The sequence below is a fragment of the Companilactobacillus sp. genome (genome assembly GCF_022484265.1).
Classification (GTDB): domain Bacteria; phylum Bacillota; class Bacilli; order Lactobacillales; family Lactobacillaceae; genus Companilactobacillus.
Map to the genome: position 1 here is coordinate 1,767,408 of NZ_JAKVLR010000001.1, position 24,786 is coordinate 1,792,193.

A 24,786-nucleotide genomic window follows, 5' to 3' on the forward strand; every position below is an offset into this window, starting at 1 on the left:
GGCAGTTAAACGCGTAATATCGTTTAACTGCCTTTTTATATCATAAATTTATTTTTTTATATTTATAAATAACAATCTAATGATAATCAAACAGCATTTTTTAAAATTCAAAATGTAGACTATTTATTTCATGCAAATACAAATTTAATTTAATTTGTTATAGTATTAATATAAATATAATTATGTATTTATGGGGGTTAACAATGGGTGAAGTGATGAATGTTCACAGGACAAAAGAAGATGTCCGTTTAAAAGCTGAAAAACTACTTCAAAGTGATTATAGATGGAATAATCCAAAATATACATGGGATATTGAAAGTACTAAACATCTATCTAGAATGGGCGTCGATGAACTAGATTTACATTTAAAAATGATGATTGGGGCTAAATTATCTATTGATGAATTGAGGATGAAGTATCAAGATCAACTAAATCAATTAGATAATGAGAATAAATCATCAATTAAAAATAATAATATCAAGTTCTCAAAATTCAAGAATTTAAGTATGCATCCAAATGAATTATCTTATAGGCAGAAGCATGGTGGGGGAATGCCAAAAGCACGACCGTTAAATATCAATGTGAGATTTCTGTGGATAGTTTTTATAATTATTGCAATAATTATCTGGGCTAAACTCAAAGGGTGGGAGATAATGAATACCGGATCTATTCCACTAAATACCATGCTCATTTATTTACGACAAGATGGAATTAAGTTTTTCGGTTGGATGGTATGGATTGGTATACTTCTTTTTATCTTATCGTGGTTTGTTGGCGTGATAGCTGATCCTATTGGTACCTATAAGAATAAAAAGCGGGAAAATAAATATTCTAAAATTATAAAGTCAGATACCGATTATTGTGAATCAAATAATATAAATGATGATACCCTTAAGACTAAATTTAAATTTAATGAAAGTATCGATATTATCAATCGTATGTATATTGATAATATTAATATTGCTATTGAATCAACAGAATACGAATTAAATCATTATTATGAAACTCTATCTAATCATATATATTATTTTCCAATTGAAGATACTAAAAATATGGCTCATATGCTCAGAATATATGAACAAATATTAAAAGGATCAGAATCATATCATGAGGCTGATACATTTGTTAGTCATTCTGAACAATTGAATAGAATGGAAAGAAATTTGACAGATGAGATTAGAAACGCAAATATATCTATAACGAATTCTATCAGGGATTCTCAAGTAAGTCTAAGTGGGAGCATTCAAAAATACAATGACAATGTCTCAAACAATATAATTAGTATCAATAAGAATGTTAATGGTCTAAATAATAAAATTGCACAGCAAACAAATAGACTAAAGGATCTAGATGAAAGACAATCTAAGAATAATATTTATCAAACAAATAAGATTAATGAAATAAATGCCAGTATAAAATCCATAAATTAATGATTGATATAAAAGTTGATTATTAAATACCCAATGATAAAAATTATTTCATAATATCGTTTTGACTCACTCCATCAAAGTTAGAACAACTTTGATGGTTATTTTATGATTAAAATTACAGCAGATAAGAAAATTGAAATCATTGAGTAACAAAAAAAAGGCTTAGTTTAATGACATAATTGTCAAAACTAAGCCTTTTTTGTTTAAGTGGTTATTAGTTGACCTGATAAGGAAGGCCAGTAACCCAACCATTTGTTGATACTTGATAATATGGTACACCAAATTGATCAAATGCCATTAAAGTAATTAACCAACTGGTATTCTTTGGTAATGTAAAATCATAAACTGTTCCATCGTCACTAATTACGTGAGTTTCTTGTCCGTATGTTGAAAAAGTGTTTATATCGGGTACACCTGCAATACGGTTGCTAAGTCTGATACCAGAATCTCCATTTGTTTTAATAGTAGCGTTTTTAAGCCATTCAGAAGTTGAAACACGATACAAATACTCTGAGAATGTATTATCATATTTAACTTTATCGGTACGCCAATCAGTGTTTGCAGCGACTCCACGATTGGATTGAGCATTTTCGGAATCAATGAGTGGTGTCACACCATCATTACTTGAAGTTGCCACACCGTTAGCAGGTGATGGATCACTGTATCCTTTATACGATGAATAGTCGTAGGGAATCACTTTGGTTGCAATCGTTTGTCCATTGTAAATTGCGTCAACATAAATATTAATAGGACTTGGACCGCCACCTAGTCCGGTTTGCCAGAAAGAAGTCCAAGTTTGCATTGCGGGCATACCTGAATCGGTCCAACGAGAGAAGTAATACTTGAATTGGACATCACGCAAATTTTTAGCGTAATCAAGAACAGTGAAGTTTTTGAAGATATATTTTGAAACGATTGGTATCTTGATAAAGTCACTCAATGAAAATGATTGTCCATAGGTTGGACGAGTTGATGTTTTTGAAACACTGGAATCTTGAACTGAAACTTTCGCCTGGGTCTGATTATTGAGCAGATCGGTTACGGAACTTGAAACGTTAGCAGGAACAGCTGTCTGAACAGTATTCTCGGTGGTGTCTGCTAAAGCTGTTCCGGTTATGCTAGAACTAGCCACCGTGGTAATTGAAATTGCAGTTAACAAAACAATTGTCGATTTTTTCATGTAAAAACCCTCCCTATGTACTTAACTCTAATTATACAAGTCATTAATTAGTTATGATGTAAGTTACTAAAAAAAGACATTTCTGTATACAATCAGAAATGTCTTTTTTATTATTCTTTATATTTAGCTGCCTCTTCGTCATCGCAGTACAACCAATGTCCTGGCAGTACTTCTTGAAGATGTTGATTATCTTTGAAGTGCTTGGTGTGGTCAAAATCAATTCTCTGACGGTGTTTTTCAACTTCAGGGTCAGGAACTGGGATGGCCGACAAAAGACTCTTAGTGTAGGGATGAAGCGGGTGGTTGTAAATGTCGTCTGAGCTAGCTAGTTCGACGATCTTGCCGCTATACATAACTGCGATACGGTCACTAATGTATTTCACCATTGAAAGGTCATGGGCAATAAACATATAAGTTAGTCCACGTTGCTTTTGGATGTCTTGCAACAAGTTAACGACTTGAGCTTGGATCGACACATCAAGAGCTGAAATAGGTTCATCGGCGATAATAAATTGTGGATCAACGGCTAAAGCACGGGCGATACCAATTCTTTGACGTTGACCACCAGAGAATTCGTAAGGATAACGTGTCATATGTTCAGGGTTTAAATGAACCATGTTCAATAACTCTTCAACACGTTGAGTCCGTTCATCGTCGTTTTTAGTCAGATTGTTGATGTCTAGGCCTTCAGCGATGATGTCCTTAACTTTCATTCTTGGATTCAATGAGGCGTAAGGATCTTGGAAGATCATCTGCATTTGACGACGGAACTTCTTCATATCAGCACTACGATTTTTGATCTTGCTGATGTCCTCGCCATTAAAAAGGATTTCGCCACTAGTAGGATTGTACAAGCGGATAATACTGCGTCCGGTCGTACTCTTACCTGAACCAGATTCTCCAACTAATCCAAAGGTTTCGCCTTGATAAATATCGAAGGAAATATCATCAACAGCCTTAACTTCGTTAGGTTTACCAATATTGAAATATTGTTTGAGATGTTTAACTTGAACGATTTTTTTCGCATCTGCCATTATTTAACATTGCCTCCTAACATTTCTTGATATTTTTGATATCTTTGCTTGATCGATTCTGGTGGATCTACCTTTGGTGCGTCAGGATGCAAGAGCCAAGTTGCGGCATAATGAGTTTTGCTGACTTTGAAAAATGGTGGTTGTTCTTCTTCATCGATTTCCATTGCGTAGGCATTTCTTGGTGCAAATGCGTCGCCCTTTGGTGGATTCAATAAGTTTGGTGGCGTACCTGGAATTGAATGCAAACGATTTTGTTCAGAAGTGTCCAAAGTAGGCATTGAATCTAGCAATCCCCAAGTATAGGGATGTTGTGGATTGTAGAATATTTCGTCGACGCTGCCGTATTCAACGAACTTACCAGCGTACATAACGGCCACTCGATTAGCAATACCTGCAACAACACCTAAATCGTGGGTGATGAAGATAATCGAGGTACCAATTTTTGTTTGTAATTCATTCAATAGATCAATGATCTGTGCTTGAACGGTAACATCCAAAGCTGTCGTAGGTTCATCAGCAATCAAGATCTCAGGATAGTCAACGATAGCAATCGCAATGACGATTCTTTGACGTTGACCTCCGGAAAATTGATGAGGATAATCTTTCATTCTAGCTTTGGGATTAGGGATACCAACTAAACGTAAAACTTCTTCGGCACGTTTTAAGGCGTCAGCTTTTGACACTTTGTTGTGGATCAAAAGTGGTTCAGCAACTTGCTTCCCAATTGTCATTGTTGGATCAAGCGATGTCATTGGGTCTTGGAAGATCATTGAGATCTTATTACCACGAATGGCATCCATTTCTTTATTCGATTTTTTCAAAAGGTCTTCGCCGTGATACAAGATCTCGCCTTGAGAAATTGTGGCGTTCTTAGCTAATAATTGTAAAACTGAACGAACTGTAACTGATTTACCTGAACCAGACTCACCAACGATGGCTAAGGTCTCGTCAGCGTTTAAATGAAAGTCAACGCCACGAATAGCTTGGACAGTACCGTTATAGGTTTTGAAGTCGACGTGTAAGTTTTTAACATCTAATATTTTTTCCATAACTATTCTCCTTAGTCTGATGATTGTGGATCAAAGGCATCACGAAGTCCATCACCGAGTAGGTTAGTGGCGATCATGATGATCGATAAGATAATTGCGGGTGCCCACATTTGGTAAGGCAAGAATCTGAAGGCTTTTTGACCATCAGATAGTAGTGTACCTAATGAGGCGTTTGGTGCAGGGATACCAATACCAATGAAACTTAGGAAAGCTTCGAAGAAAATGGCATTAGGAATCGTAAACATAGTTTGAATAATGATTGTTGACGATAAGTTAGGAATTAAATGCTTAGTAGCAATCTTAGTGGATGATTCACCCAACGTTCTAGCTGCCAAAACATATTCTTGTTCTTTGAGCTGGAACGTTTGAGCACGGATCAGTCTGGCCATCGTGACCCAATCGGTTAAGGCAATGGCGATAACGATCGAAGTAAGTCCGGGTTTTAAGATGATCATCATTAAGATAACCACGATCAAGTTAGGGATAGATGAAACGATTTCGATGATACGTTGTAAGAATGTATCGACTTTTCCACCTTTCCAACCGGAAACGATACCGTAAGGCAATCCGATGATCAGATCGACTAAGGTTGCTAGAACGGCAACGACTAGTGAAAGACGTGTTCCGTAGATGATTCTTGATAAGAGGTCACGTCCAAGATAGTCAGTACCGAGAATGTAGTAGGTACCTTTAGGTGCGCCAACAGCCTTATAAGCATCGACAACTTTTCCACCCATGTTTTGCATACCGTTGAATCCAGGGATGTCCAAGTTGCCCAATTTAGGTGGCAAGTTAGAGTATTGAACTTGTTGAGCATTAGGATTGTGAGGTGCAACAATTGGAGCAAATATTGAGATCAAGACGATAATACCTAGCAGCCAGAGACAAACCGTAGCGACCTTGTTTGAAAAAAGCCGACGTCTGACATCTTGAAGGTAAGTAAGTGATGGAGTTCCAAGACTTTCTTGTTCTTGATTGTCTTCATGATGAAGTAATTTAAATTTTTCCTTCGGAATCTTTGGTGCTTGCTCCATTATTCTTTCCCTCCATTTCCTAATCTAATTCTTGGATCAATGAGTCCGTATAAAATATCGACAATCAAGATTACTAGGATCAATAGGAATGAATAGAAAATAGTAAGTCCCATGATTGTAGGGTAATCGTTAGTTGTGATCGACTTGACGAATTGTTCACCAATACCAGGAATTGAGAAGATGTTTTCAACAACCATTGAACCAGTCATAACGGCAACAGCCATTGGACCGATGATGGTAACAACTGGGATCAATGAGTTTCTCAAAGCGTGTTTAGTTACGACTTGCCAGCTTGAATTACCTTTTGATTTGGCTAATTCAATGTAGTCGCTACTCATAACGTCGACCATTTCAGTTCTCATAAATCGAGCCACATTACCTAAAGGAAGAGCCGCCAAAGCTAGTGTTGGTAGAACACTGGATTGGAAGTTATCCCAGAGTGCAACTGGGTAAATGTGCCATTTGAATGCAAGATAGAACTGCAATAAAACAGCCAACACGAATGAAGGGATGGATAATCCGAGGATCGAGATGAAAGTTGCTAAGGTATCGACCCAAGTGTTTTTTCTAATAGCGGCAACTGCACCGAGTAAAATACCTAGAACAGTACCTAAGATCATAGCTTGGGCACCAATTTGCATTGATGGAGCAAGTCTTTGACCAATTAATTGTGTTACAGGTTCATTGTTAAATTGGAAAGAAGTACCAAGGTTTCCCTGGACTAAGCCTCCCATATAACGGATATATTGAATGAATACTGGTTGATCCAATCCATATTGCGCTTTAACGATCTTCAATTGTTCCGGTGAAAGACGGTTTTCGTTCGTAAACGGAGTACCGGGTAGTAACTTCATCAAAAAGAAGGTGACTGAAGCAATAATGAATAGGGTCAAGAAGAGATAAAGTATTCTTCTGAGAATATATTTAGTCATTTTGTCCCCCAACTCCCTAATTATTTTTTATAAACAGTAACCATGTTGTATGCACCATTTGGCGATACTCGGTAGTTCTTAACATTTTCTCTAGTTAAGTTAGCTTGATAATATTGATACAACGGAATAACACCTTGTTGTTCAGTCAAGATCTTCGTAGCTTGCAACATATCGTTCCAACGTGCTTGTTCATCGTTGGCATCAGTAGTTGCACTACGTGTTACGAGACGATCGAACTCAGGATCAGTCCATTTACTGTTGTTTTGGGCATTACCCTTCATGAATAATTGCAAGAATGAATAAGGATCAGGGTAATCAGCATTCCAAGCAGTGATAACTAAGTCAAAATCACCAGTTTCTGATTTATTAAGACGTGACTTAAATGGAACGTTGCTCAAAGTCAGATTTAAACCAGGTAGGTTTTTCTCCATTTGACCTTGGATGTACTCGTTTTGCTTCTTAGCTTGATCAGTATCATCACCAAGCAGCGTGAAGTTGAGATTCTTTTGACCAGTTTCTTTGATTCCTTCTTTCCAAAGCTTTTTAGCAAGTTTTGGATTGTAAGAACTATATTTTTCAACTGATTTAATTGGAGCTTCTTCTGTAAAGTCCACGTGAGTCTTTGGATTGTCAGACATTCCGGCAGGAACAACAGAAGTAGTCCAACCAGTCGTCTTACCATTGATGTTGTCATTCATTTGGTCACGATTGATCGAATAAGAAATGGCGCGACGGATCTTTTCATTTCTAAAGAATGCGTATTTTTCCTCGTTTGGTTCCATGTAGAAAGTTGAAGCAAATTTATCCTTTGAAAAAGTTGGATAGTTGGAAACTTGTCGAGCAGTATCCCCACTGATTTTTTCAAGACGATTGATCCGGTTAGAATCGTATAAGTTGAGACCTGTATTAGGGTCTTTGGTTACATAATATTCAACCTTGTTTAACTTGACCTTATCGGCTGCCCAGTAGTTTTTATTCTTAACTTCAGTCCAGTTGTTGTCAGATACGTGCCAGTTGACTAGTTTGAACGGACCATTGAAGACCATTCCGTCACTCTTCAAACCGTATTGCTTACCGGCTTTTTCAACAGATGGCTTATAAAGTGGGAAGAAGGTCGAATTAGCCATCAGCTTGTCGAAGTAAGGAATTGGATCAGACAATGTTACTTCTAGTTTATAGTCCCCTAAGGCCTTAATACCAAGGGTGTCAGGCGACTTTTTGCCAGCACTGATTTCTTTGGCATTTTCAATTCCTTCATATATATAAGCATATTGAGAAGCTGTCTTAGGATCGACAGTTCGTCTCCAAGCATAGACAAAGTCGTGGGAGGTAACTGGTTTACCATTTGACCACTTGGAATGTCTCAAATTAAAGGTATAAGTTTTACCATTATTAGTTGGTTTAACTACCTTTGTAGCCAGACCTGGTACCAATGTTTTCCCATCAAATCGGTACAAGCCTTCCATAGTGTTATCTAAATTTTGACCACCGATAGTATCAGTGTTAAGTGAAGAGTCCATGGTAGCAATAACATCACTTGAACTGATGGCTAGGGTAGTTTTGCTATCCTTTTCTGTAGCCGAGCCACATCCAGATAGGATAAGCGCTATACCAATGAGCGGTATCAGCCCTAATAAATACTTCCTAACTTTCATACTTACCTCCCTGTAACATACAATACTTATTAGAATACTCTCCTCAAAGTTAATCACAATACTTTTTGATTAAAATATTTTTAATTGTTTGCCAATATATATTGTAGCTAAATACAATTTAAAATACAAAACAAAAAAGCCCCTATTCAGGGGCTTTTTCTTGAATGAATTCATTGTAACGATTGATTTCATCAGGACTTAATTTTGCTTTGATAGAAGTTCCGTCGTTTGTGAAATCTTTGGAAATTATTTGAGAATTTCTAAGGATTTCCTCAGCTATTTTTTGACTCTTATAAGGAATCAATAGCGTTACTTCTTCATAGTTAGCATAAAGTTTGATTTTAATCAGCTCGACCAATTTCTCAATTGATTCTTTATCGAGAGCGGAGTAGTAAATGTTGTCTCCTTCAATCGATGGGAACTGTTGTCCTGGCTTTAAATCGGCTTTATTGAAGGCATAGATCATTGGTTTTCCTTTGACGCCAACCTCATTTAAAGTCTTTTCAGTGACTTCAAGCATATTTCGCCAATGTTCGTCAGAAACGTCGATCACTTGAACTAGCAAGTCGGCATCGGCAGCTTCTTTCAAGGTAGTCTTGAATGATTCGATCAAGTTATGTGGCAATTTGCTAACAAAACCAACTGTATCAGATAGTAGGAAACTAGTATTATCCTCAAGGTCGATTTTTCTAACACTAGTATCCAAGGTCGCAAAGAGCATATCTTTTTCAAAAACTTTGCGGTCTTGCGAATCGTCCTTGTTAACGTTCAACAAACCGTTCATAGTCGTTGATTTACCAGCGTTAGTATAACCAACTAACGAAACTAATGGCAACGAAGTGTTGGTGCGACGATGACTTTGAACATCGATAGTCTTGTCGACTGATTTTAATTGATTTCTCAAATAGTCGATACGTTTTCTGATCACACGACGATCGAGTTCTAGTTTAGTTTCACCGGCACCACGGTTAGCCAAACCACCGGATGAAGATTGTTGATCCAGTGGATTACCTGATGGGTGAATTCTGGGAAGTTGATACTGTAATTTGGCAATCTCAACTTGCAACTTGGCTTGTTTAGTATGAGCACGGTTAGAAAAGACTTGTAAAATCAATTCGGTCCGGTCCATAAAGGAAAGCTTAGTGCTTTTTTCCAAATTTCTGATCTGCGATGGCGTAAGTTCATCGTTTAATACGATAGTCGTTACATCATCAGCGTTAGCAATTTGTGCGATCTCGGTAACTTTACCACTACCAAAGTAAGTGGCACCGCTGACTGAATCTGCGTTTTGCTTGATAACGTCAGCGACTTCCATGTTATTTGCGACTACTAATGAACAAAGTTCTTCCATTGTATAGTCAAAGTCTTCTTGTAAGTGGCTAACACCAGCCACGATCACTCGTTCTTTTTTAATATTTAAGTCTTCCAAATTTTCCTCCTGGCGGCACTAAATACACCAGGGTAATTTAATGCCAGTAAGTTATTTGTATGCAGTAGTACTTACTTTTCTCAAGCGCAAAAAACGCATGGCAATCAAATCCTTTCGTTTAAGTTAGTTACCATGATAACACGATTTAGGTTAGATACGGTAATGGACAGTGCTAGTTGATGCGTTGGGTCTTAATTGTTGTCCCAGCAAAAGATAGTTAAAATATTCACAAAATGGTACAATTGGCGTATAAGTACAATTATATCGGCAATTGTGAGGCGAAAATTATGGAAAAATTTTTAACGTTTGATTGTTATGGAACTTTGCTCAATGAAGATACGATGTACAGTCGGATTGAAGAAATCGGCAATGAATTGGGCGTCGATGGCAAGGATGCACTGCGACGCTTTGTTAAATATCGTCAGGATCCATCAAATGTACATCCATACGTCGACTATGACCTGTTTACTCGCAACAATTTGATCAACTTGGATTTTCAATTTGGATTAGATCATAAGTTTGAAGAATACTACGTTGATGTGCTTGAAGCTCATCGAGATCTCAAGCCATTTCCAGAAGTAGTTGATACTTTGAAAAAATTTATTTCCATGGATTATAAATTGATCATGATGTCTAATTCAGCCTGGAGTTTGATGAGAAATAATTCTGCAGCTCTCGAAGTTCCATTCGATGTCTGGACGGCTGAAGACGTTCATGCACACAAACCTGATCTCCATTTTTTCAAGGAAGTTCAAGAACACTATAATTTCACTCCTGAAAATCATATCCACATCGCTCAAGGCTATGGCTACGATATTGTGCCATGTGCCCAAATGAAGTGGCCATCAATCTGGGTCAATCGCGATAACGACCAGCCAACTGAATCAGCTCGTCCAACTCATGAAGTCAAAACATTAGACGAGGTATTGCCATACTTAGAAGTGGAAGTCTAAAGGCTCCACTTTTTTTTGATTTTTCGGCAATGGTACAATGAATTTGCAAACATGTGGGGTGAAGGAAATGGATAAATTTTTAACGTTTGATTGTTACGGGACCTTGTTAAATGAAGCTGGACTATACGATAAAGTCGAAGAGATCGCAGAAGACATTGGCGTCGACGGAAAGTCAGCGCGTCAGCGATTCATAAAGTATCAAGATGATAGGTCAAATATGCATCCTTACGTTGACTACGATCTGTTGACTCGGAACAATTTAATCAACTTGGACTTTCAATTTGGGCTCGAACACAAATTTGAAAAGTACTACGTTGAAGTACTGCAAGCTCATCGAGATTTGAAGCCATTTCCAGAAGTGATCGATACCTTGGAAAAATTCGTCTCGCTCAGATATAAACTGATCATGATGTCCAATTCATCGTGGAGTATCATTCCGCAAAATGTGGAGACGTTAGAAGTGCCATTTGACGTTTGGACGGCTGAAAACGTTCATGCGTATAAACCTGATTTGAAATTTTTCAGAGCGGTTGAGCAGAATTATGGATTAACGCCAGAAAATCATATTCATATTGCCCGAGGCTATGCTAGCGATATTGTTCCAGCTGACGCACTAGATTGGCCATCGATTTGGGTCAATCGCGATAGCGACAAGCCAACTGATTTGGCTCGTCCAACTCATGAAGTAAATAAATTAGATGAAATTTTGCCAATATTAAAAGCGGACGCCTAAGGGTCCGCTTTTTTGGTATTATTGACGTAAATGTTGAAAGGGGAAACATTATGCCACTTATGAGAATTGATATGATCAAGGGTAGCTTTGACGAAAGTCAGATCAAACAGATTCTTGATCTCTCTTACGAAGTTATGAAGGAATCTTTTGATGCACCAGAGGGGGATCGTTACCAATTAGTAACTCAACACGAACCTTACGAAATGCAAATTTTGGATACAGGATTAGGATTCAAACGTAGCAACAAGGTTTTGGTGTTCAGTTTAACTACTAGACCCAGAACGAAAGACCAAAAGGTCGAGTTTTACGAACGACTAGTCCAAGAGTTGAATAACCACTTAGACCAACGACCAGAAGACGTCATGGTCAACTTAACTGTGAACTCAGATGAGGACTGGAGTTTTGGTCTAGGTCGTGGACAATTTATGACCGGCGAACTGAATTAATGTTCTTGGTCCCAAGGAAAGTCGAGCGTCATGTGCTTATTTAATTCGACTTGTTCTTTAAGTTTTTCGCCACGTTCAATTTTACGTTGCTTATAACCTGCACAAACATATTTTTCTTCTTGACTGACGGGTATGATTTCTGGAAGTTCGATATTTTTTTCAATCAGAACAAAGGTTGAAAAACATGTCAAACCGAGGAATCTCTCGCCAGTTTTTAAATGCTCGCCAATAATTTTGGTGAAGACTTCGATCGATGATTTTCCGATTCCCGTAACGTATGATTCGACACATCGTGAATCCTCTAAAACAAATGGATGCATGAAGTTGACTTGGTCAACTGAAGCAGTGACCGTTTCGATCCGAGCAGCTCTTGAAGCAGCAATTGAAGAATTGTTGTCGATTGCCGATAAAATTTGACCGCCAAAAACGGTGTCGTGTTCGTTCAAATCAGAAGCAAACACACGGTGGTTAGTGATTGATAGAGTATCCTTACATTTCATTGATTTCATGGTTAGCCATCCTTTGGAATGATTTATTAGTATGATAATTTTACGATACTTAAATAAAAATGGACAGAGAAGACAATTTGTCCGTTCTAAATATGTAAGCGTTTTTATATAGTTTATCTGTAAAACGAACCAAATTAAAGGAGATAGTTCTAATATGGATAAATTATTTGTAAGTCCAGATACATATGTTCAAGGATCAGACTTGTTGAATCACAGTGCTGAATATATTCAAAAATTAGGCAAGCATTTGTTGATCATGGCTGACGAGATCGTTTGGTCAATTGCTGGTGACAAGTTTGTTGAATACCTAGAAAAAAATGATTTTACGATTGAAAAAGTCATTTTTAATGGTGAAGCTTCAGTGGAAGAAATCAACCGTATTACTGATATTGCTAAGGAAAAAAACGTTGATGTCGTTGTTGGTCTTGGTGGTGGTAAAACACTTGATACTTCTAAGGGTATTGCTTATGAAGCTGGAACAAAATTGATCATTGCGCCAACTTCTGCTTCAGCTGATGCTCCAACTGCTGGATTGTCAGTTCTTTATACAGAAGATGGTGTATTTGACCGTTACATGTTCTATCCTAAACATTCTGACCTTGTTTTGATGGATACTAAGGTTATTGCTAATGCTCCAGTCAGAATGTTAGTTTCAGGCATTTCAGACGCGATGGCAACTAATATAGAAGCCAAAGCTACCGCAATCAAGCATGGTACCACTATGGGTAATGGTGCTGCTACATTTGCCGGAAAAGCTATTGCTGCTGAATGTGAACGCGTTTTATGGAATCATGCTTATGAAGCAGTTGAATCTAACAAGAATGGATTAGTTACACCTGCTTTAGACGCAATCGTTGAAGCAAACACACTCCTATCAGGACTTGGTTTTGAAAATGCGGGGCTAGCTGCTGCTCACGCAATTCATAATGGATTCACAGCTGTTAAAGGGGATATCCATCATCTAACACATGGCGAAAAAGTTGCCTTTGGCGCAATGGTCGAATTAGTACTTGAAGATACTCCACATGAAATTATGGACAAGTACATCGAATTTTGGCTAACGCTCGGATTGCCAATTACAATGAAAGATACTCATCTTGACAAACTTTCAGAAGATGAGTTAATTAAAATAGGAACATTGGCAACAGCACCTGATGAAACTATGAAAAATATGCCTTTTGCAGTGACTCCAGAAATGGTCGTAAATGCAATGAAGGCTGCTTCAGCATATGTTGATGCATTTAAGAAGCAACATCAGATCATTCCAATTTTTGAAAACAAATAATTATTAGCAATTAAAGAGGCTGGGACATTTGTCTCAGCCTTTTTGTACGGGAGAATAACATGCGAAATTTGATCGATGACCACGAAGATAGACTAGTTGTTTCCAAAATGCTCAAGGGAGCCGTCATGGCACACCCGAATTTAAAAAAATTAGATCACGTTAATAGCGTGGTCAGTTCACCAAATGATCGTCAAGTTGTCCTGATATCAGGAGGGGGCAGTGGACATGAACCGCTTGATTTAGGTTATGTCGGTGCCGGTGCCCTTGATGCGGCAATTGTGGGAGATATCTTTATACCACCCAGTGCAGAACAAATAGTCCAAACAGTCCAGTACTTTGGTAATAAAAGACCAATCTTATTTATCGTGAAGAATTTTGCAGCTGATCGAAATAATTTTTTAAAAGCTAGCGAAGTATTGAGGGAACAAGGATATGTCGTGGAAATTTTGATAGTGGATGACGACCGTTCAGTTGATCCAGAAACCAAGGAGCCGCGAAGACGTGGAGTTGCTGGAACAATTTTTATCCACAAACTATTAGGAGCAGCAGCTGATAAGGACTACAGCATGGCGCAACTTTTAGAATTGGGAAAAAAGGCAATCGCAAATCTGTCGACCTTAGGCGTAGCGTTAAGCGGTGCGGAGATTCCTAACCGCCAACTTGAGTCATTTCAATTAAACTCTGACGAGATAGCGTATGGGATCGGTATCCATGGTGAGAAAGGCTACCGAACTGAGAAATATCAATCATTTGAGAGACTTTCTAGAGAGTTGGTCAATAAGTTGTATGCTGTTTCAGGCTCAGAATCCGGAACTAGTATAGCAATCTTGGTGAATGGACTCGGAACGCTCCCACTCATGGATCAATTTGTTTTTACTAGAAGCGTCGTTAATTTGTTCGAACTCAAAGGACTACATCCGGAATTAGTAAAAACCGGCAATTATTTGACTTCATATAATATGACAGGGATTTCAATTACTTTATTCAAAATTGAAGATCCCAATTGGATAAAATTATTGAATTACGATACAACAGCCTTTGCTTGGCAATGATCAGCCGACTTTTAAAAGCAGTCCATTGATGACGTCTTCAATATACATTTTGATCAATCGAGATTCGTCTCCAATGGTTCGTGTATTTTCTACAGTAATCCAATTTTTGATCTCTGCTAATAATGAATTAGCCAAAAGGCTCGTGTAAAAAGTTATCGTAGCAGCTTTTGTGCGAAGTTTGTTCTTTATTTTAAGATCATCAATAATTGTTAGAATGAATTCTTCAAGCTGTTGTTCAATAATGTTGTCGAGGCTGTTTTGACCAGAGTCAGTCAGAACGATTTTGTAGAACTTTCGATTGTTGAAAAAGTAGGCACATAAATAGTCGACAATGTTGACCCACTTCTCGTAGTTTAAATTATCAGAAACAATTTCAGAGATCTCATCTTGATATAACCAAGCTAACAGATCGTACTTATCCAGGAAATAATCATAAAACGTTTGTCGTCTCATATTTGCAGAAGACATAATTTTGGTAATGCTGACGGCATCAAGACCATTTTCTACAACTAAATCTTTTGTTAAATTAGCTATCATTTTCTTCTTTGTATAGGACATCAATAACCTCGAACTTTTCTCCTGATATTTGGCAGATCATAGCAAAAATGTATTCGTTTACATCGCTTGAGTAGGTCTAGTTTCCTATATTTCTCAAAAAAATACAACAAATATTAGTGTCATTATTATGTGTTTTTTGATAACAAATAACACCAAATTAATTAAGCCGATTTGAGTTTTATACTCAGACCGGCTTTTTTATAAAAGCAGTGGGGACAAACAAAAAGATTTGTCCATTATTAATAAAACGCTTTCATTATATGATTTTGTTATCGAAAAAACAGAGAGGTATTAAAAATGCTTACAGTTGAAAATTCTAAACAATGGATGAAAAATTATGCTCAAAAGATTGACGATCAAAAGAGTGAACTCAGTCGAATCGACAGTATTGTTGGTGATGGAGATCATGGGAACAATATGAGTCGAGGGATGCACGAGGTTATCGAACAACTCGAGATTCAAGATCCCAAGAGCATCACAGAGGTATTCAAAGTAACAGCAATGTCGATCATGAATAAAGTTGGTGGAGCTTCCGGAGCTTTGTATGGAACTGCTTTTCTTGAGATTGCCAAAGCTAGTCGTCATACCGAGAATCTTGCTGAAATGTTAGATTCCTCAATCATGAAACTCGAGACTCGAGGTGGTGCAAAGCTCGGCGACAAAACTATGTTGGATACATGGATTCCGGCTACATTGGCTATCCACAAAAATATTTTGAATAAAGAAATTATTCAAAATGCGGTTGATAAGACTAAAGAAATCACTGCTTCGAAGGGACGCTCTTCATACATTGGCGACCGTTCGATTGGATATCCAGATCTTGGTGCTCTATCAAGTGGATACTTATTTGAAAGTCTTTTAGAAACAGATGGAATTTTAGAACAAGCAAATTAAGGATGAGATGAATGAAAAAAATTATTAATGCTCCAGAAGATATTTTGCCAGAAATGGTAGATGGATTAGTACGTAGTTATCCAAACTTATTAAAACAAGTTGATGGAACATTTGTCGTTGCACGAAATGATGACAATATTTCTAAAAAGGTCGGTATCATTTCCGGTGGTGGAAGTGGTCATGAGCCATTACATGCAGGTTTCGTCGGCCAAGGCATGCTTGATGCCGCGGTTTGTGGACAAGTATTTACATCGCCAACTCCAAATGAAGTCTTGGCAGCAATTAAAGAAGCAGATCAAGGCGAAGGTGTGTTGATGATCGTCAAAAATTACGCTGGAGATGTGATGAATTTCGATATTGCTCGTGATCTAGCAGATTTAGAAAATATTAAAGTTGAACAAATCATTGTTGATGACGATATTTCGGTTGAAAATAGCGAACACACTCAAGGACGTCGAGGTGTTGCAGGAACGATCCTAGTAGAAAAAATCGTTGGCGCGGCAGCCGAGAAAGGTTATACCCTTGATCAATTAGTTGATTTAGGGAATCGTGTCATCAAGAAAACCAAAACCATTGGCGTTGGGTTAGAACCTGCCATTGTACCTGAAGTGGGAAAACCGGGATTTGAAATTGCTGATGACGAGATCGAATATGGCATTGGAATTCACGGCGAGGCAGGATATAAGCGTCAAAAATTAGTTCCGTCAAAGGAATTGGTAGAAGAAATTTTTGGAAAGCTTGAGGCAGATTTCGGTTCGGTCAAATATAAAAAATTTGCCGTGTTAGTGAACGGACTTGGTGGGACACCATTAATGGAACAATTTATCTTCATGCATGATGTCTTAGATAAATTAGCTGAAAAAAATGTTCGAGTTGTCTTCAGTAAAGTTGGTACTTTCGTTACAGCAATCGAAATGGCCGGAGTCTCTTTAACATTGCTTGAGATTCAAGAAGACAGTTGGTCTGAATATCTACACTCAGATGTCAAAACAACTAATTGGTAAAAAATAACAGCTAACTCCTCACGGTTAGCTGTTATTTTTTTGCTGCAATTTTCGATATTCATTTGGTGTGGTGCCAAATTTTTGCCTAAATCTGCGGATGAAATAATTTGTGCTGTCGAAGCCACATGATCTGCTGATGACATTAACTGGCTCGTTGCTGGATAGCAGTTGCTCTTTCGCCAGATTCAAACGTAATTCTAAAATTGTTTGTTGGGGAGTTTGGCCAGTTTGTTTCTTATAGACGTGTCTCAAATAAGATTGAGAACCGTGCAATGACTGGGAAAGATCTTCCAAAGTAATATTTTGCTGGAAATTATTTTTTAAAAAATCGTTGATCTCTTCGACCCAAACTTGATTGGACACGAAGCTATCAAGTGGCCGGCATCTTTTACAAGGACGAAAGCCCATTTGCAAAATTTCCTGCGGGTCGTGAAAAATTTGAATATTTTCCCGTTTTGGCCGTCTTGAAGGACATGATGGCTTACAAAATATCTTGGTAGTTTTGACGGCATACCAAAACTTTCCATCAAAGCTGTGATCGTTATTCTTGATGGCGTTCCATTCAGCATTTGAGACCATAATTCCACTTCCTAAATGTGATATTTTATTAAATTGTCGTGGCTGAAACCTTCTAATTCTAGTAAGGCGATTTTTCGATCAATTCCGCCAGCATAACCAGTCAGATTGCCGTCACTTCCGACGACTCGGTGGCAGGGAATGATGATAGAGATTGGATTGTGTCCGACCGCTCCACCGACGGCACGAGCTGAAGTTTGGTGAGTTTGACGCTGATTCAATTTTTCGGCAATTTGTTTGTAAGTCCAAACTTGCCCGTAAGGAATTTGTTGCAGGATAGTTGAAACTGATCGACGATACGGCGTGACTTTAGGATCGACTGGAATACTTGTGGCGTCTGGTTGATGACCTGCAAAATAAGCATCCAGCCAAGCAATAACTTTTTTACCAATAACGTTGGTTTGATTAGTTGCTTCATCCAGATTGAACTTGGCTCCAAAATACTTCTGGGCAGTGAACCAGAGGCCTAACAGCGATTTTTCGTTGGTCAAAATAGTGATCTCTTTTAATGGCGAATCGTATGTGGTTTTAAAAAGCAAGGTTTCGACCTCCTTTGTTCACTTGAGTATAACAATTTTGGATAGAACAATCTGGCTTTTTAATCTGGATACAAAAAATCCCACTATCTAAAAAGATAATGGGATCAATTTTTTAAGCTAAATCATTACGTCTTTGAATTCTGGCGATTACTGGCAAGATGATACCAATTGCGACCATGATCAATGGCTCAATGATATTTAATGCGAGTACGTGATACCAAGTTCCGGTACCATAAGCTTCATCAACAGGTAAGATTCCCATTGTTGCAGCTACGAAAGTGATCAAGAAACACCATGCACCGACTAATACGGCGAGCTTTTGGTTCTTGATATACGTGAAGTCAGATGGGAACTTGTCAGGATGAAGTCGAACTAAAATGAAGGAACTGAATACGAAACAAGTTACGTATGGCGAAACGATCCCATTCAAGTTCAATAGTTGATTAAAGATCGAATTCATATTTGGCAAAGTAGCACTCAAGACCATGATGATCGTACAGATCCCAGTCGTGAGCCAATAACCGTTGATGGGAAGACCACGTGAATCGGTCTTGGTCAAACGTTTTGGTAAGTAGGCTTTGGCTGTATCTGATAAGAACATTCTGGTTGATGCATCGATCAAAACGGCTAATTGAGCCATCATATAAATCGCTTGAGTAATGGCGAATAAGTATAGGAAGAAATGTCCCATTCCAAAGTCATTACCCATAGCTTGAAAGGCGTAGTAAGAACCGTTCATCTTTAAATCATGAGGTAAATGGTGAGCGTTGAAGAATACTCCCAGTGAGAATGATCCAAAGACGGTCAAGAATCCAGTCATAATTGCTAGCATCCACATGGCCTTTGGAAAGTCACGTTTACCATTTTTCATTTCAGTAACGTATGGCGAAGCTAGTTCGGCACCGTTCATGGCAAAAATTACTAGTCCGAAAGTTGATAAGTAGTGAAGATCGAACTTAGGGATGAATGACTTGATAGTAAATGGTGAAGTATGTGGAGCGTTGCCTTGACTCAAGTAAACGATAGTCATAATAGCGTAAAGAATAGTTACAACAAACATCGCACCACCACCAATGATCGATAACCATTGAAGTGAATTTTTCAAATGATGTTGAATAAAAATGAAGACTGTAAAAATAACCGCTGTGAGTAAGGCAAACATACTGTTTGTCATCGTATCAGACATCTTATTGTTACCGTTGATCAACCAGCCGAATGAGATCAGCATGGAGTTGGCAACATCGACAATGTAAGGAAGTCCGGCGACCCAATAAGTCCAGGCACAAATATATCCCCAGACGTTGCCGCCTGTACCACGGACCCAAGAAGTCATTCCGCCTCCTTCATGACTGAAGGCTGATCCTAAGTGACCAACCATCATTTCATAAGGTACAACGAATAAAAATAGCATTATGATCCAGGTGAAGACGATTCCTAGACCTTGGTTTTGGAAATTATAGATAATGTCGTCGAAGCCGATTACGGTAACGAAGTCCATTAGGGCAACGACGGGCCAACTGATGTACGACTTTTTAGAGTCGAGTTGTGGCAATTTATCCCCCAAGATTAACACCCCTATATAATTTGATTTTTTGGAACTTAGTTATTATATCGTAAATTGTGTATCTAATAGAGAGATAAATCAAACTAAATTGTTGGGGGAGGTTCACTGCCGGTTGTGATGTGGGGGCGCCTTCTTGTCTGGAACATGGAGGACACAACTTGGAGCTTTTTGCATAGACCGCAAAAATCTTCAAGCTTGGTCTTGTCCTAACCCGGTGTCGTCACCGGCTAAGGACAACTTCTCCATTGAGCCAGAGCGCCCCCACATCACAACCTAGTGTGGTGGTAGATTGCAGTGTTATGCGCTCCCCTTTTTGTTTTTGTACCCCTTGAACACAAAATCCATACGCACTTTTCCCTTTGTTGGATTGTTCACTTTGGTACGAAGGCGGCTTCGCCTTCTTCTCTGTTCCGATGCGGCATTGTTCTTAGATACTGAATAGTTGTGGGGTTTTTGATTTGTGGGAATTGGAAAATCTTTTGAATGATGGTAATATAAATTCGTAACTAAGAGCAAGGGACAAAAAGAACACCCAGAATTTTCTGGATGCTTGAAAAAATTTATTTGTCCTTACCGTTTTTAAAACAGATTTAACTATGATTTAAAAGGGCCAGACATGGTGGTGTCTAGCTCTTTTTTTGTCGCCTATTTTTTCACGGCAACTACTAGTAGCAAGATCACTACTAGTATGACAATAACTTCTGTCAAAATGAGAGCCTTTCTTACCATTGTGAGCTCTCATACATGGCTTCCAGCTCCTTTGCGTTTCATTAATAAATAAAACAACGGTAAGGACACCTTAAAATTTTTTACTTTTTAAGTATAAACTACTTGTTCTTTCAATTAATAATCAGACGTACTAGTTGATAGGACATTGATCGATATTTAAAAAAATCAATTAATCAATTTAACAACTATTTATAAATTTACTTAATAAAGAGGATAGTAGACAATTCTTAATCCTAGGCAAGTACTGCCGGCATACCATCTTTCAAAAAAATAGTGTTTTGATTTAACTCTGTTTAGGCACCGGGGTGGCGTCACGTTCGGCCTAAGCCGTGAAATTCCTCTTAGCAATGCGAAGCAGTGCTTAGTGGAAGGTGCAGCTTGGAAATTGTTGCGGTCTTTGCAATAAGTTTCAAGTGTACCCACAGCGTTCCAGCGCCGATTCAGTGACGCCACCCCGGTGCCGGGTCTCATACCGCCTAAATCAAAGGCTTACAAAACTGTAAGCATATGTAATATAAATCGAACGACTAAATACAACATTCCTCATATGATAGATATATCAGATGGAGGGACACATAAATGACAAAAATAGTCGAAGTAAATAATATCGAAAAAATCTATGGTAAAGCCAATGAAAAACAATTCAAAGCTTTATCAGATGTAAACTTTGAAGTTCAACCCGGCGAATTCGTTGGGATCATGGGAGCTTCAGGTTCAGGAAAAACTACCTTATTAAACATCCTATCAACATTGGATACACCAACAAGTGGCGAAGTTAAAATCGCCGGAGAAGACATCACCAAATTGAACAACAATGAAATGGCCGACTTTCGTGCCAACAAGATCGGATTTATCTTCCAAGACTTCAACTTGCTAGAAAACTTAACAGCCTACGAAAATATCGCTTTGCCATTGGCACTCCAAAACCGTAAGCCTAGCGAGATCAAACCAGCAGTTATGAGTATTTCTGAAAAACTCGGTTTGACTGACATTTTAAATCACTATCCAACCGAATTGTCAGGTGGTCAAAAACAACGTGTAGCTGCAGCTCGTGCCTTAGTCCACGGACCAGAAATCATTTTTGGAGACGAACCAACAGGAGCTTTAGACTCAAAGAGTGCTCGTGCTTTGATGGACACGATGACTAAAATCAACCACGAAGATAATGTTTCTATCCTATTAGTAACGCATGATCCATTTTCTGCTAGTTTCTGCGACCGTATCTTATTCATTAAAGACGGAGAGATCGGCCAAGAATTGAAAAACGAGGAACATTCTCGTGGAGAATTCTATCAAGAAATCTTAGATTCACTGGGAACATTTGCTGAATAGGAGGGGAAATTATGCTTAACAAATTAGCACTGAGTGGCATCAAGCATCGTTTTAGAGATTACAGCGTGCTGTTTTCTGGCTTGATGATTGCTGCCGCAATCTTTTATATGTTTATGTCGTTGGCGATGAATCAACAATTCTTGAAATCTAATTCGCCAGCCGCTGCAACATCGTTCATTTTTGCATTCGGAGTCATTTTATTAGCTATCATAACTATTGTTTATATTAACTATGCCAATAAGTTCTTGCTTAGCATGAGGCAAAAAGAGTATGGGATGTTCATGATGCTTGGAGCCAAAAGCAGCAAGGTTTCGCGAATGATTTTTGTGGAGACATTTACCATCGGTGCGATTGCCTCAATCATTGGTATCGCGATCGGAATTTTTGCTACTGGCTTTGTCGGACAATTATTAATGAAAAATTTGGATATTCCGGCTAAACATTTTTCAAGTTTCTACATGCCAGCATTACTGGCCACATTAGCTTTTTTCATTATCATCTTTATCTTTTCAGCTTTAAGAAATTCAATCTCTCTGCGTCGGACTAAGGTTCTTACGTTATTGCACATTGACAGTCAACCAACGCGATTGAAACGTAATTCAGCTTGGACGGTTATTCAATCGATCCTCGGGATCGCCTTTTTAGTAATTGGTTATTTTGCCATGTTCTACATGGGTAAAAATGCTGCATTCATTTTCTTAGGTGTACCAGTTGCCTTAGTAACTATTATTATTGGAACATATTTTGTGATCAATTCATTAACGACGACGATCATCAATGCTTTGAAGCGTAACAAGAATTTTTCTCAAAAAGGTTTGAACAACTTCACCTTGTCGCAATTGAACTTTAGAATTGGTGACTACACAAGAATCCTTTCAATGGTTGCGATGATGTTTGCTTTAGCACTTGGTGCCATCACAGTTGGTTTAGGATTCCGTCAACAGATCAGTACCGTTGTTGAAGGTCAAAATTATTACGACTCAACGATGATCAATCCTGGCGATAAAGAACGTGCTCAGATCGACAAGATCCATGATAAGAAAGTTACGGAATATAATTTTAAAACAACTAACGATGCAACTTATTATCGTGCCAGCGACTTTAAAGAGACACCTTTCCATTATGTTAAATTCAATACTAATAATATGTCGAACAAGCAATTGACTACGACTGATCCTACTAAAGGACAGGCTGCGTTTACTTTGACTAGTTCCTTGCTTCCAAAAAATCGAACAGCGCCAGCTAAATTAGTTAGCGATGCCGAATTTGCGAAGGTCAATGTCAAAGAAAATAATTTGACGTTCGTTAAAACGAAATCGTTCAATGGCAACTTAAAAGAGATCAAGAAAATCTCCGAGATTCAAAAAGACCGCTACAATCTGGCAGGGATGTCTTCAAGCGATAAATACTCTGCTTATGTCTTGGTCAATGGCTTTTACTCCGGGTTAGAATTCATGGGATTCTTCTTGGGAATCGCCTTTCTAGCTATGCTAGCTAGTTGCTTGATGTTTAAGATCTTATCAGGTGCTGCCGGCGACGTTAAACGTTACAACATGCTTTATAAGATTGGAACACGTGAAAAGACTTTGCATCAATCGATCAACAAAGAAATTGCCGTCTTGTTCGCGGTTCCTGGAATTTTGGGAATCGTCCATGTTCTGGCTGGGCTACAAATGTTTAAAGCCTTGTTAGTTCACCCATACAGTGGGATTTACATTCCATTCCTGATTTTCCTTGTGCTTTATCTAGGTTATTACTTGTTGACGAGATATCTATACAAACAAATCGTCTTGAAGTAGTAGCAGTTTCACCCCCGTAAACTATTTATCCTCAACAAATAATTAGTTTGGACGCCTTCGGGCGTCTTTTTTTTATTAGAGAATGTAACCGTTTTCGTAAAATAACCAAAATAATTTTTTGAAAAATTACTAAAAAGCGTTTTTAACCGCTAAAGGTAGCGGTATTATTGAGGTGTTAATTTTTTAAAATTGAAAGTTAACTTACAGAGAAATGTGTTTTTGATTGCCAAATCAATTTAAAAATATTAAAATTTCTCTAATAGTCTTTTTTGATGAGTTGCAATATGGATTTATCTTTTAGACAGGGATATGAAGGGAGAAAGTTTTATGTCGATGATCGAGTTCCGCGACGTGCAAAAGTATTATGGTAAATTTCACGCATTAAAAGACATTAACTTAGAGATTGATAAAGGGGAAACCGTTGTTTTGATCGGACCTTCTGGATCTGGGAAGAGTACCCTAGCTAGAAGTGTTAATGGTCTTGAAAAAATTCAAGAAGGCCAATTGATCGTTAATGGTCGTGATATTGCTGACAAGAATACGGATATCAACCGTATCCGGACTGATGTGGGAATGGTATTCCAGCATTTTAATTTATATGCGAATAAAGACGTTCTCGAAAACGTTATGATTGCTCCAAGAATCGTCTTAAAAATGAACGAAGATGAAAATAAAAAGGCTGCGATGGCTTTGCTTGACCAAGTTGGTTTGGCTGATAAAGCTCACAATATGCCTTCACAAATTTCTGGTGGACAAGCTCAACGTGTGGCAATCGCTAGATCTCTAGCTATGAAGCCACGTTGTATGCTTTTTGATGAACCAACTAGTGCGCTAGATCCTGAAATGATCGATGATGTTTTGAAAGTTATCAAATACGTTACTAGTCAAGGTGAAATGACTTCTTTGATCGTTACCCACGAAATGGGCTTTGCTCAAGAAGTTGCTAACCGTGTTATTTTCATGGCTGATGGCCAAATTTTGGAAGATGATAAGACGAAAGACTTTTTCGAACATCCTACAAATGAACGTGCAAGACAGTTCTTAAGCAAGATCATTAAGCACTAACAGAG

At 38.1% G+C, this 24,786-nt stretch carries 23 protein-coding genes; 11 read left to right on the forward strand and 12 right to left on the reverse strand.

Annotated elements, in window-relative coordinates:
- Positions 1–203: 203 nt before the first annotated feature.
- Positions 204–1,430 (forward strand): hypothetical protein, encoded by a 1,227-nt coding sequence (locus tag LKF16_RS08435; protein WP_291470481.1) that lies wholly within the window; start codon positions 204–206, stop codon positions 1,428–1,430.
- 214 nt (positions 1,431–1,644) lie between these two features.
- Here the strand turns inward: LKF16_RS08435 and LKF16_RS08440 are convergent, their stop codons facing one another.
- From LKF16_RS08440 to hflX, 7 genes are all read right to left on the reverse strand, one after another.
- Positions 1,645–2,610 carry a hypothetical protein gene (locus LKF16_RS08440; protein WP_291470483.1) on the reverse strand — a complete coding sequence of 322 codons (966 nt, stop codon included), beginning with the start codon at positions 2,608–2,610 and terminating at the stop codon, positions 1,645–1,647.
- A 110-nt stretch (positions 2,611–2,720) separates the two neighbouring features.
- Positions 2,721–3,644 carry an ABC transporter ATP-binding protein gene (locus tag LKF16_RS08445; protein WP_291470485.1) on the reverse strand — a complete coding sequence of 308 codons (924 nt, stop codon included), beginning with the start codon at positions 3,642–3,644 and terminating at the stop codon, positions 2,721–2,723.
- Positions 3,644–4,693: an ABC transporter ATP-binding protein gene (locus LKF16_RS08450; protein ID WP_291470487.1), complete on the reverse strand. Its 1,050-nt coding sequence runs from the start codon at positions 4,691–4,693 to the stop codon at positions 3,644–3,646. The genes LKF16_RS08445 and LKF16_RS08450 overlap by 1 nt, the downstream gene beginning before the upstream one ends.
- Positions 4,694–4,704: 11 nt before the next feature.
- Entirely contained in the window at positions 4,705–5,727 is a 1,023-nt protein-coding gene (locus LKF16_RS08455) for an ABC transporter permease (RefSeq protein ID WP_291470489.1), read from the reverse strand.
- Positions 5,727–6,659: an oligopeptide ABC transporter permease gene (opp3b, locus tag LKF16_RS08460; RefSeq protein WP_291470491.1), complete on the reverse strand. Its 933-nt coding sequence runs from the start codon at positions 6,657–6,659 to the stop codon at positions 5,727–5,729. The genes LKF16_RS08455 and opp3b overlap by 1 nt, the downstream gene beginning before the upstream one ends.
- Before the next feature lie 20 nt (positions 6,660–6,679).
- Positions 6,680–8,314, reverse strand: coding sequence for a peptide ABC transporter substrate-binding protein (locus LKF16_RS08465; protein WP_291470492.1), 1,635 nt, complete (start codon positions 8,312–8,314; stop codon positions 6,680–6,682).
- 142 nt (positions 8,315–8,456) lie between these two features.
- Positions 8,457–9,743, reverse strand: a complete 1,287-nt coding sequence (gene hflX / locus LKF16_RS08470; protein ID WP_291470494.1) for a GTPase HflX — start codon at positions 9,741–9,743, stop codon at positions 8,457–8,459.
- A gap of 287 nt (positions 9,744–10,030) precedes the next feature.
- Here hflX and LKF16_RS08475 point away from each other — a divergent pair, with 287 nt between their 5' ends.
- The 3 genes from LKF16_RS08475 to LKF16_RS08485 all read left to right on the forward strand — a co-directional run bounded on the left by LKF16_RS08475 (position 10,031) and on the right by LKF16_RS08485 (position 11,875).
- Positions 10,031–10,696 (forward strand): HAD family hydrolase, encoded by a 666-nt coding sequence (locus LKF16_RS08475; protein WP_291470496.1) that lies wholly within the window; start codon positions 10,031–10,033, stop codon positions 10,694–10,696.
- 67 nt (positions 10,697–10,763) lie between these two features.
- Positions 10,764–11,429 carry an HAD-IA family hydrolase gene (locus tag LKF16_RS08480; protein WP_291470498.1) on the forward strand — a complete coding sequence of 222 codons (666 nt, stop codon included), beginning with the start codon at positions 10,764–10,766 and terminating at the stop codon, positions 11,427–11,429.
- Positions 11,430–11,479: 50 nt separating this feature from the next.
- A complete protein-coding gene (locus LKF16_RS08485; RefSeq protein WP_291470500.1) occupies positions 11,480–11,875 on the forward strand; it encodes a tautomerase family protein in 396 nt (131 codons plus the stop codon).
- Here the strand turns inward: LKF16_RS08485 and LKF16_RS08490 are convergent.
- Positions 11,872–12,384 carry an acyl-CoA thioesterase gene (locus LKF16_RS08490; RefSeq protein WP_291470502.1) on the reverse strand — a complete coding sequence of 171 codons (513 nt, stop codon included), beginning with the start codon at positions 12,382–12,384 and terminating at the stop codon, positions 11,872–11,874. The genes LKF16_RS08485 and LKF16_RS08490 overlap by 4 nt on opposite strands.
- Before the next feature lie 154 nt (positions 12,385–12,538).
- On the opposite strand from LKF16_RS08490, the gene LKF16_RS08495 reads away from it, so the two are divergent.
- Both LKF16_RS08495 and LKF16_RS08500 read left to right on the forward strand, forming a co-directional pair.
- Positions 12,539–13,669: a glycerol dehydrogenase gene (locus tag LKF16_RS08495; protein WP_291470504.1), complete on the forward strand. Its 1,131-nt coding sequence runs from the start codon at positions 12,539–12,541 to the stop codon at positions 13,667–13,669.
- A gap of 59 nt (positions 13,670–13,728) precedes the next feature.
- Positions 13,729–14,721 carry a dihydroxyacetone kinase subunit DhaK gene (locus LKF16_RS08500; RefSeq protein WP_291470506.1) on the forward strand — a complete coding sequence of 331 codons (993 nt, stop codon included), beginning with the start codon at positions 13,729–13,731 and terminating at the stop codon, positions 14,719–14,721.
- On the opposite strand, the gene dhaS is transcribed toward LKF16_RS08500, so the two are convergent.
- Positions 14,722–15,279 (reverse strand): dihydroxyacetone kinase transcriptional activator DhaS, encoded by a 558-nt coding sequence (gene dhaS / locus LKF16_RS08505; RefSeq protein WP_291470508.1) that lies wholly within the window; start codon positions 15,277–15,279, stop codon positions 14,722–14,724.
- A 297-nt stretch (positions 15,280–15,576) separates the two neighbouring features.
- Between dhaS and dhaL the strand changes: the two genes are divergently transcribed.
- Both dhaL and dhaK read left to right on the forward strand, forming a co-directional pair.
- On the forward strand, positions 15,577–16,173 hold the full coding sequence (dhaL, locus tag LKF16_RS08510; protein ID WP_291470510.1) for a dihydroxyacetone kinase subunit DhaL: 597 nt from the start codon (positions 15,577–15,579) through the stop codon (positions 16,171–16,173).
- An 11-nt stretch (positions 16,174–16,184) separates the two neighbouring features.
- Positions 16,185–17,177 carry a dihydroxyacetone kinase subunit DhaK gene (dhaK, locus tag LKF16_RS08515; protein WP_291470512.1) on the forward strand — a complete coding sequence of 331 codons (993 nt, stop codon included), beginning with the start codon at positions 16,185–16,187 and terminating at the stop codon, positions 17,175–17,177.
- Positions 17,178–17,201: 24 nt separating this feature from the next.
- Here the strand turns inward: dhaK and LKF16_RS08520 are convergent, their stop codons facing one another.
- The 3 genes from LKF16_RS08520 to LKF16_RS08530 form a co-directional block, all read right to left on the reverse strand.
- Positions 17,202–17,756 carry a bifunctional transcriptional activator/DNA repair enzyme AdaA gene (locus tag LKF16_RS08520; RefSeq protein WP_291470514.1) on the reverse strand — a complete coding sequence of 185 codons (555 nt, stop codon included), beginning with the start codon at positions 17,754–17,756 and terminating at the stop codon, positions 17,202–17,204.
- Between the two features lie 11 nt (positions 17,757–17,767).
- Entirely contained in the window at positions 17,768–18,292 is a 525-nt protein-coding gene (locus tag LKF16_RS08525) for a methylated-DNA--[protein]-cysteine S-methyltransferase (protein WP_291470515.1), read from the reverse strand.
- A 112-nt stretch (positions 18,293–18,404) separates the two neighbouring features.
- Positions 18,405–19,790 (reverse strand): APC family permease, encoded by a 1,386-nt coding sequence (locus tag LKF16_RS08530; RefSeq protein WP_363305570.1) that lies wholly within the window; start codon positions 19,788–19,790, stop codon positions 18,405–18,407.
- 1,374 nt (positions 19,791–21,164) lie between these two features.
- On the opposite strand from LKF16_RS08530, the gene LKF16_RS08535 reads away from it, so the two are divergent.
- The 3 genes from LKF16_RS08535 to LKF16_RS08545 all read left to right on the forward strand — a co-directional run bounded on the left by LKF16_RS08535 (position 21,165) and on the right by LKF16_RS08545 (position 24,781).
- Positions 21,165–21,917 carry an ABC transporter ATP-binding protein gene (locus LKF16_RS08535; protein WP_291470519.1) on the forward strand — a complete coding sequence of 251 codons (753 nt, stop codon included), beginning with the start codon at positions 21,165–21,167 and terminating at the stop codon, positions 21,915–21,917.
- A gap of 11 nt (positions 21,918–21,928) precedes the next feature.
- Positions 21,929–23,716, forward strand: a complete 1,788-nt coding sequence (locus LKF16_RS08540) for an FtsX-like permease family protein (RefSeq protein ID WP_291470520.1) — start codon at positions 21,929–21,931, stop codon at positions 23,714–23,716.
- Between the two features lie 327 nt (positions 23,717–24,043).
- Positions 24,044–24,781, forward strand: a complete 738-nt coding sequence (locus LKF16_RS08545) for an amino acid ABC transporter ATP-binding protein (RefSeq protein ID WP_291470522.1) — start codon at positions 24,044–24,046, stop codon at positions 24,779–24,781.
- Positions 24,782–24,786: the final 5 nt, after the last annotated feature.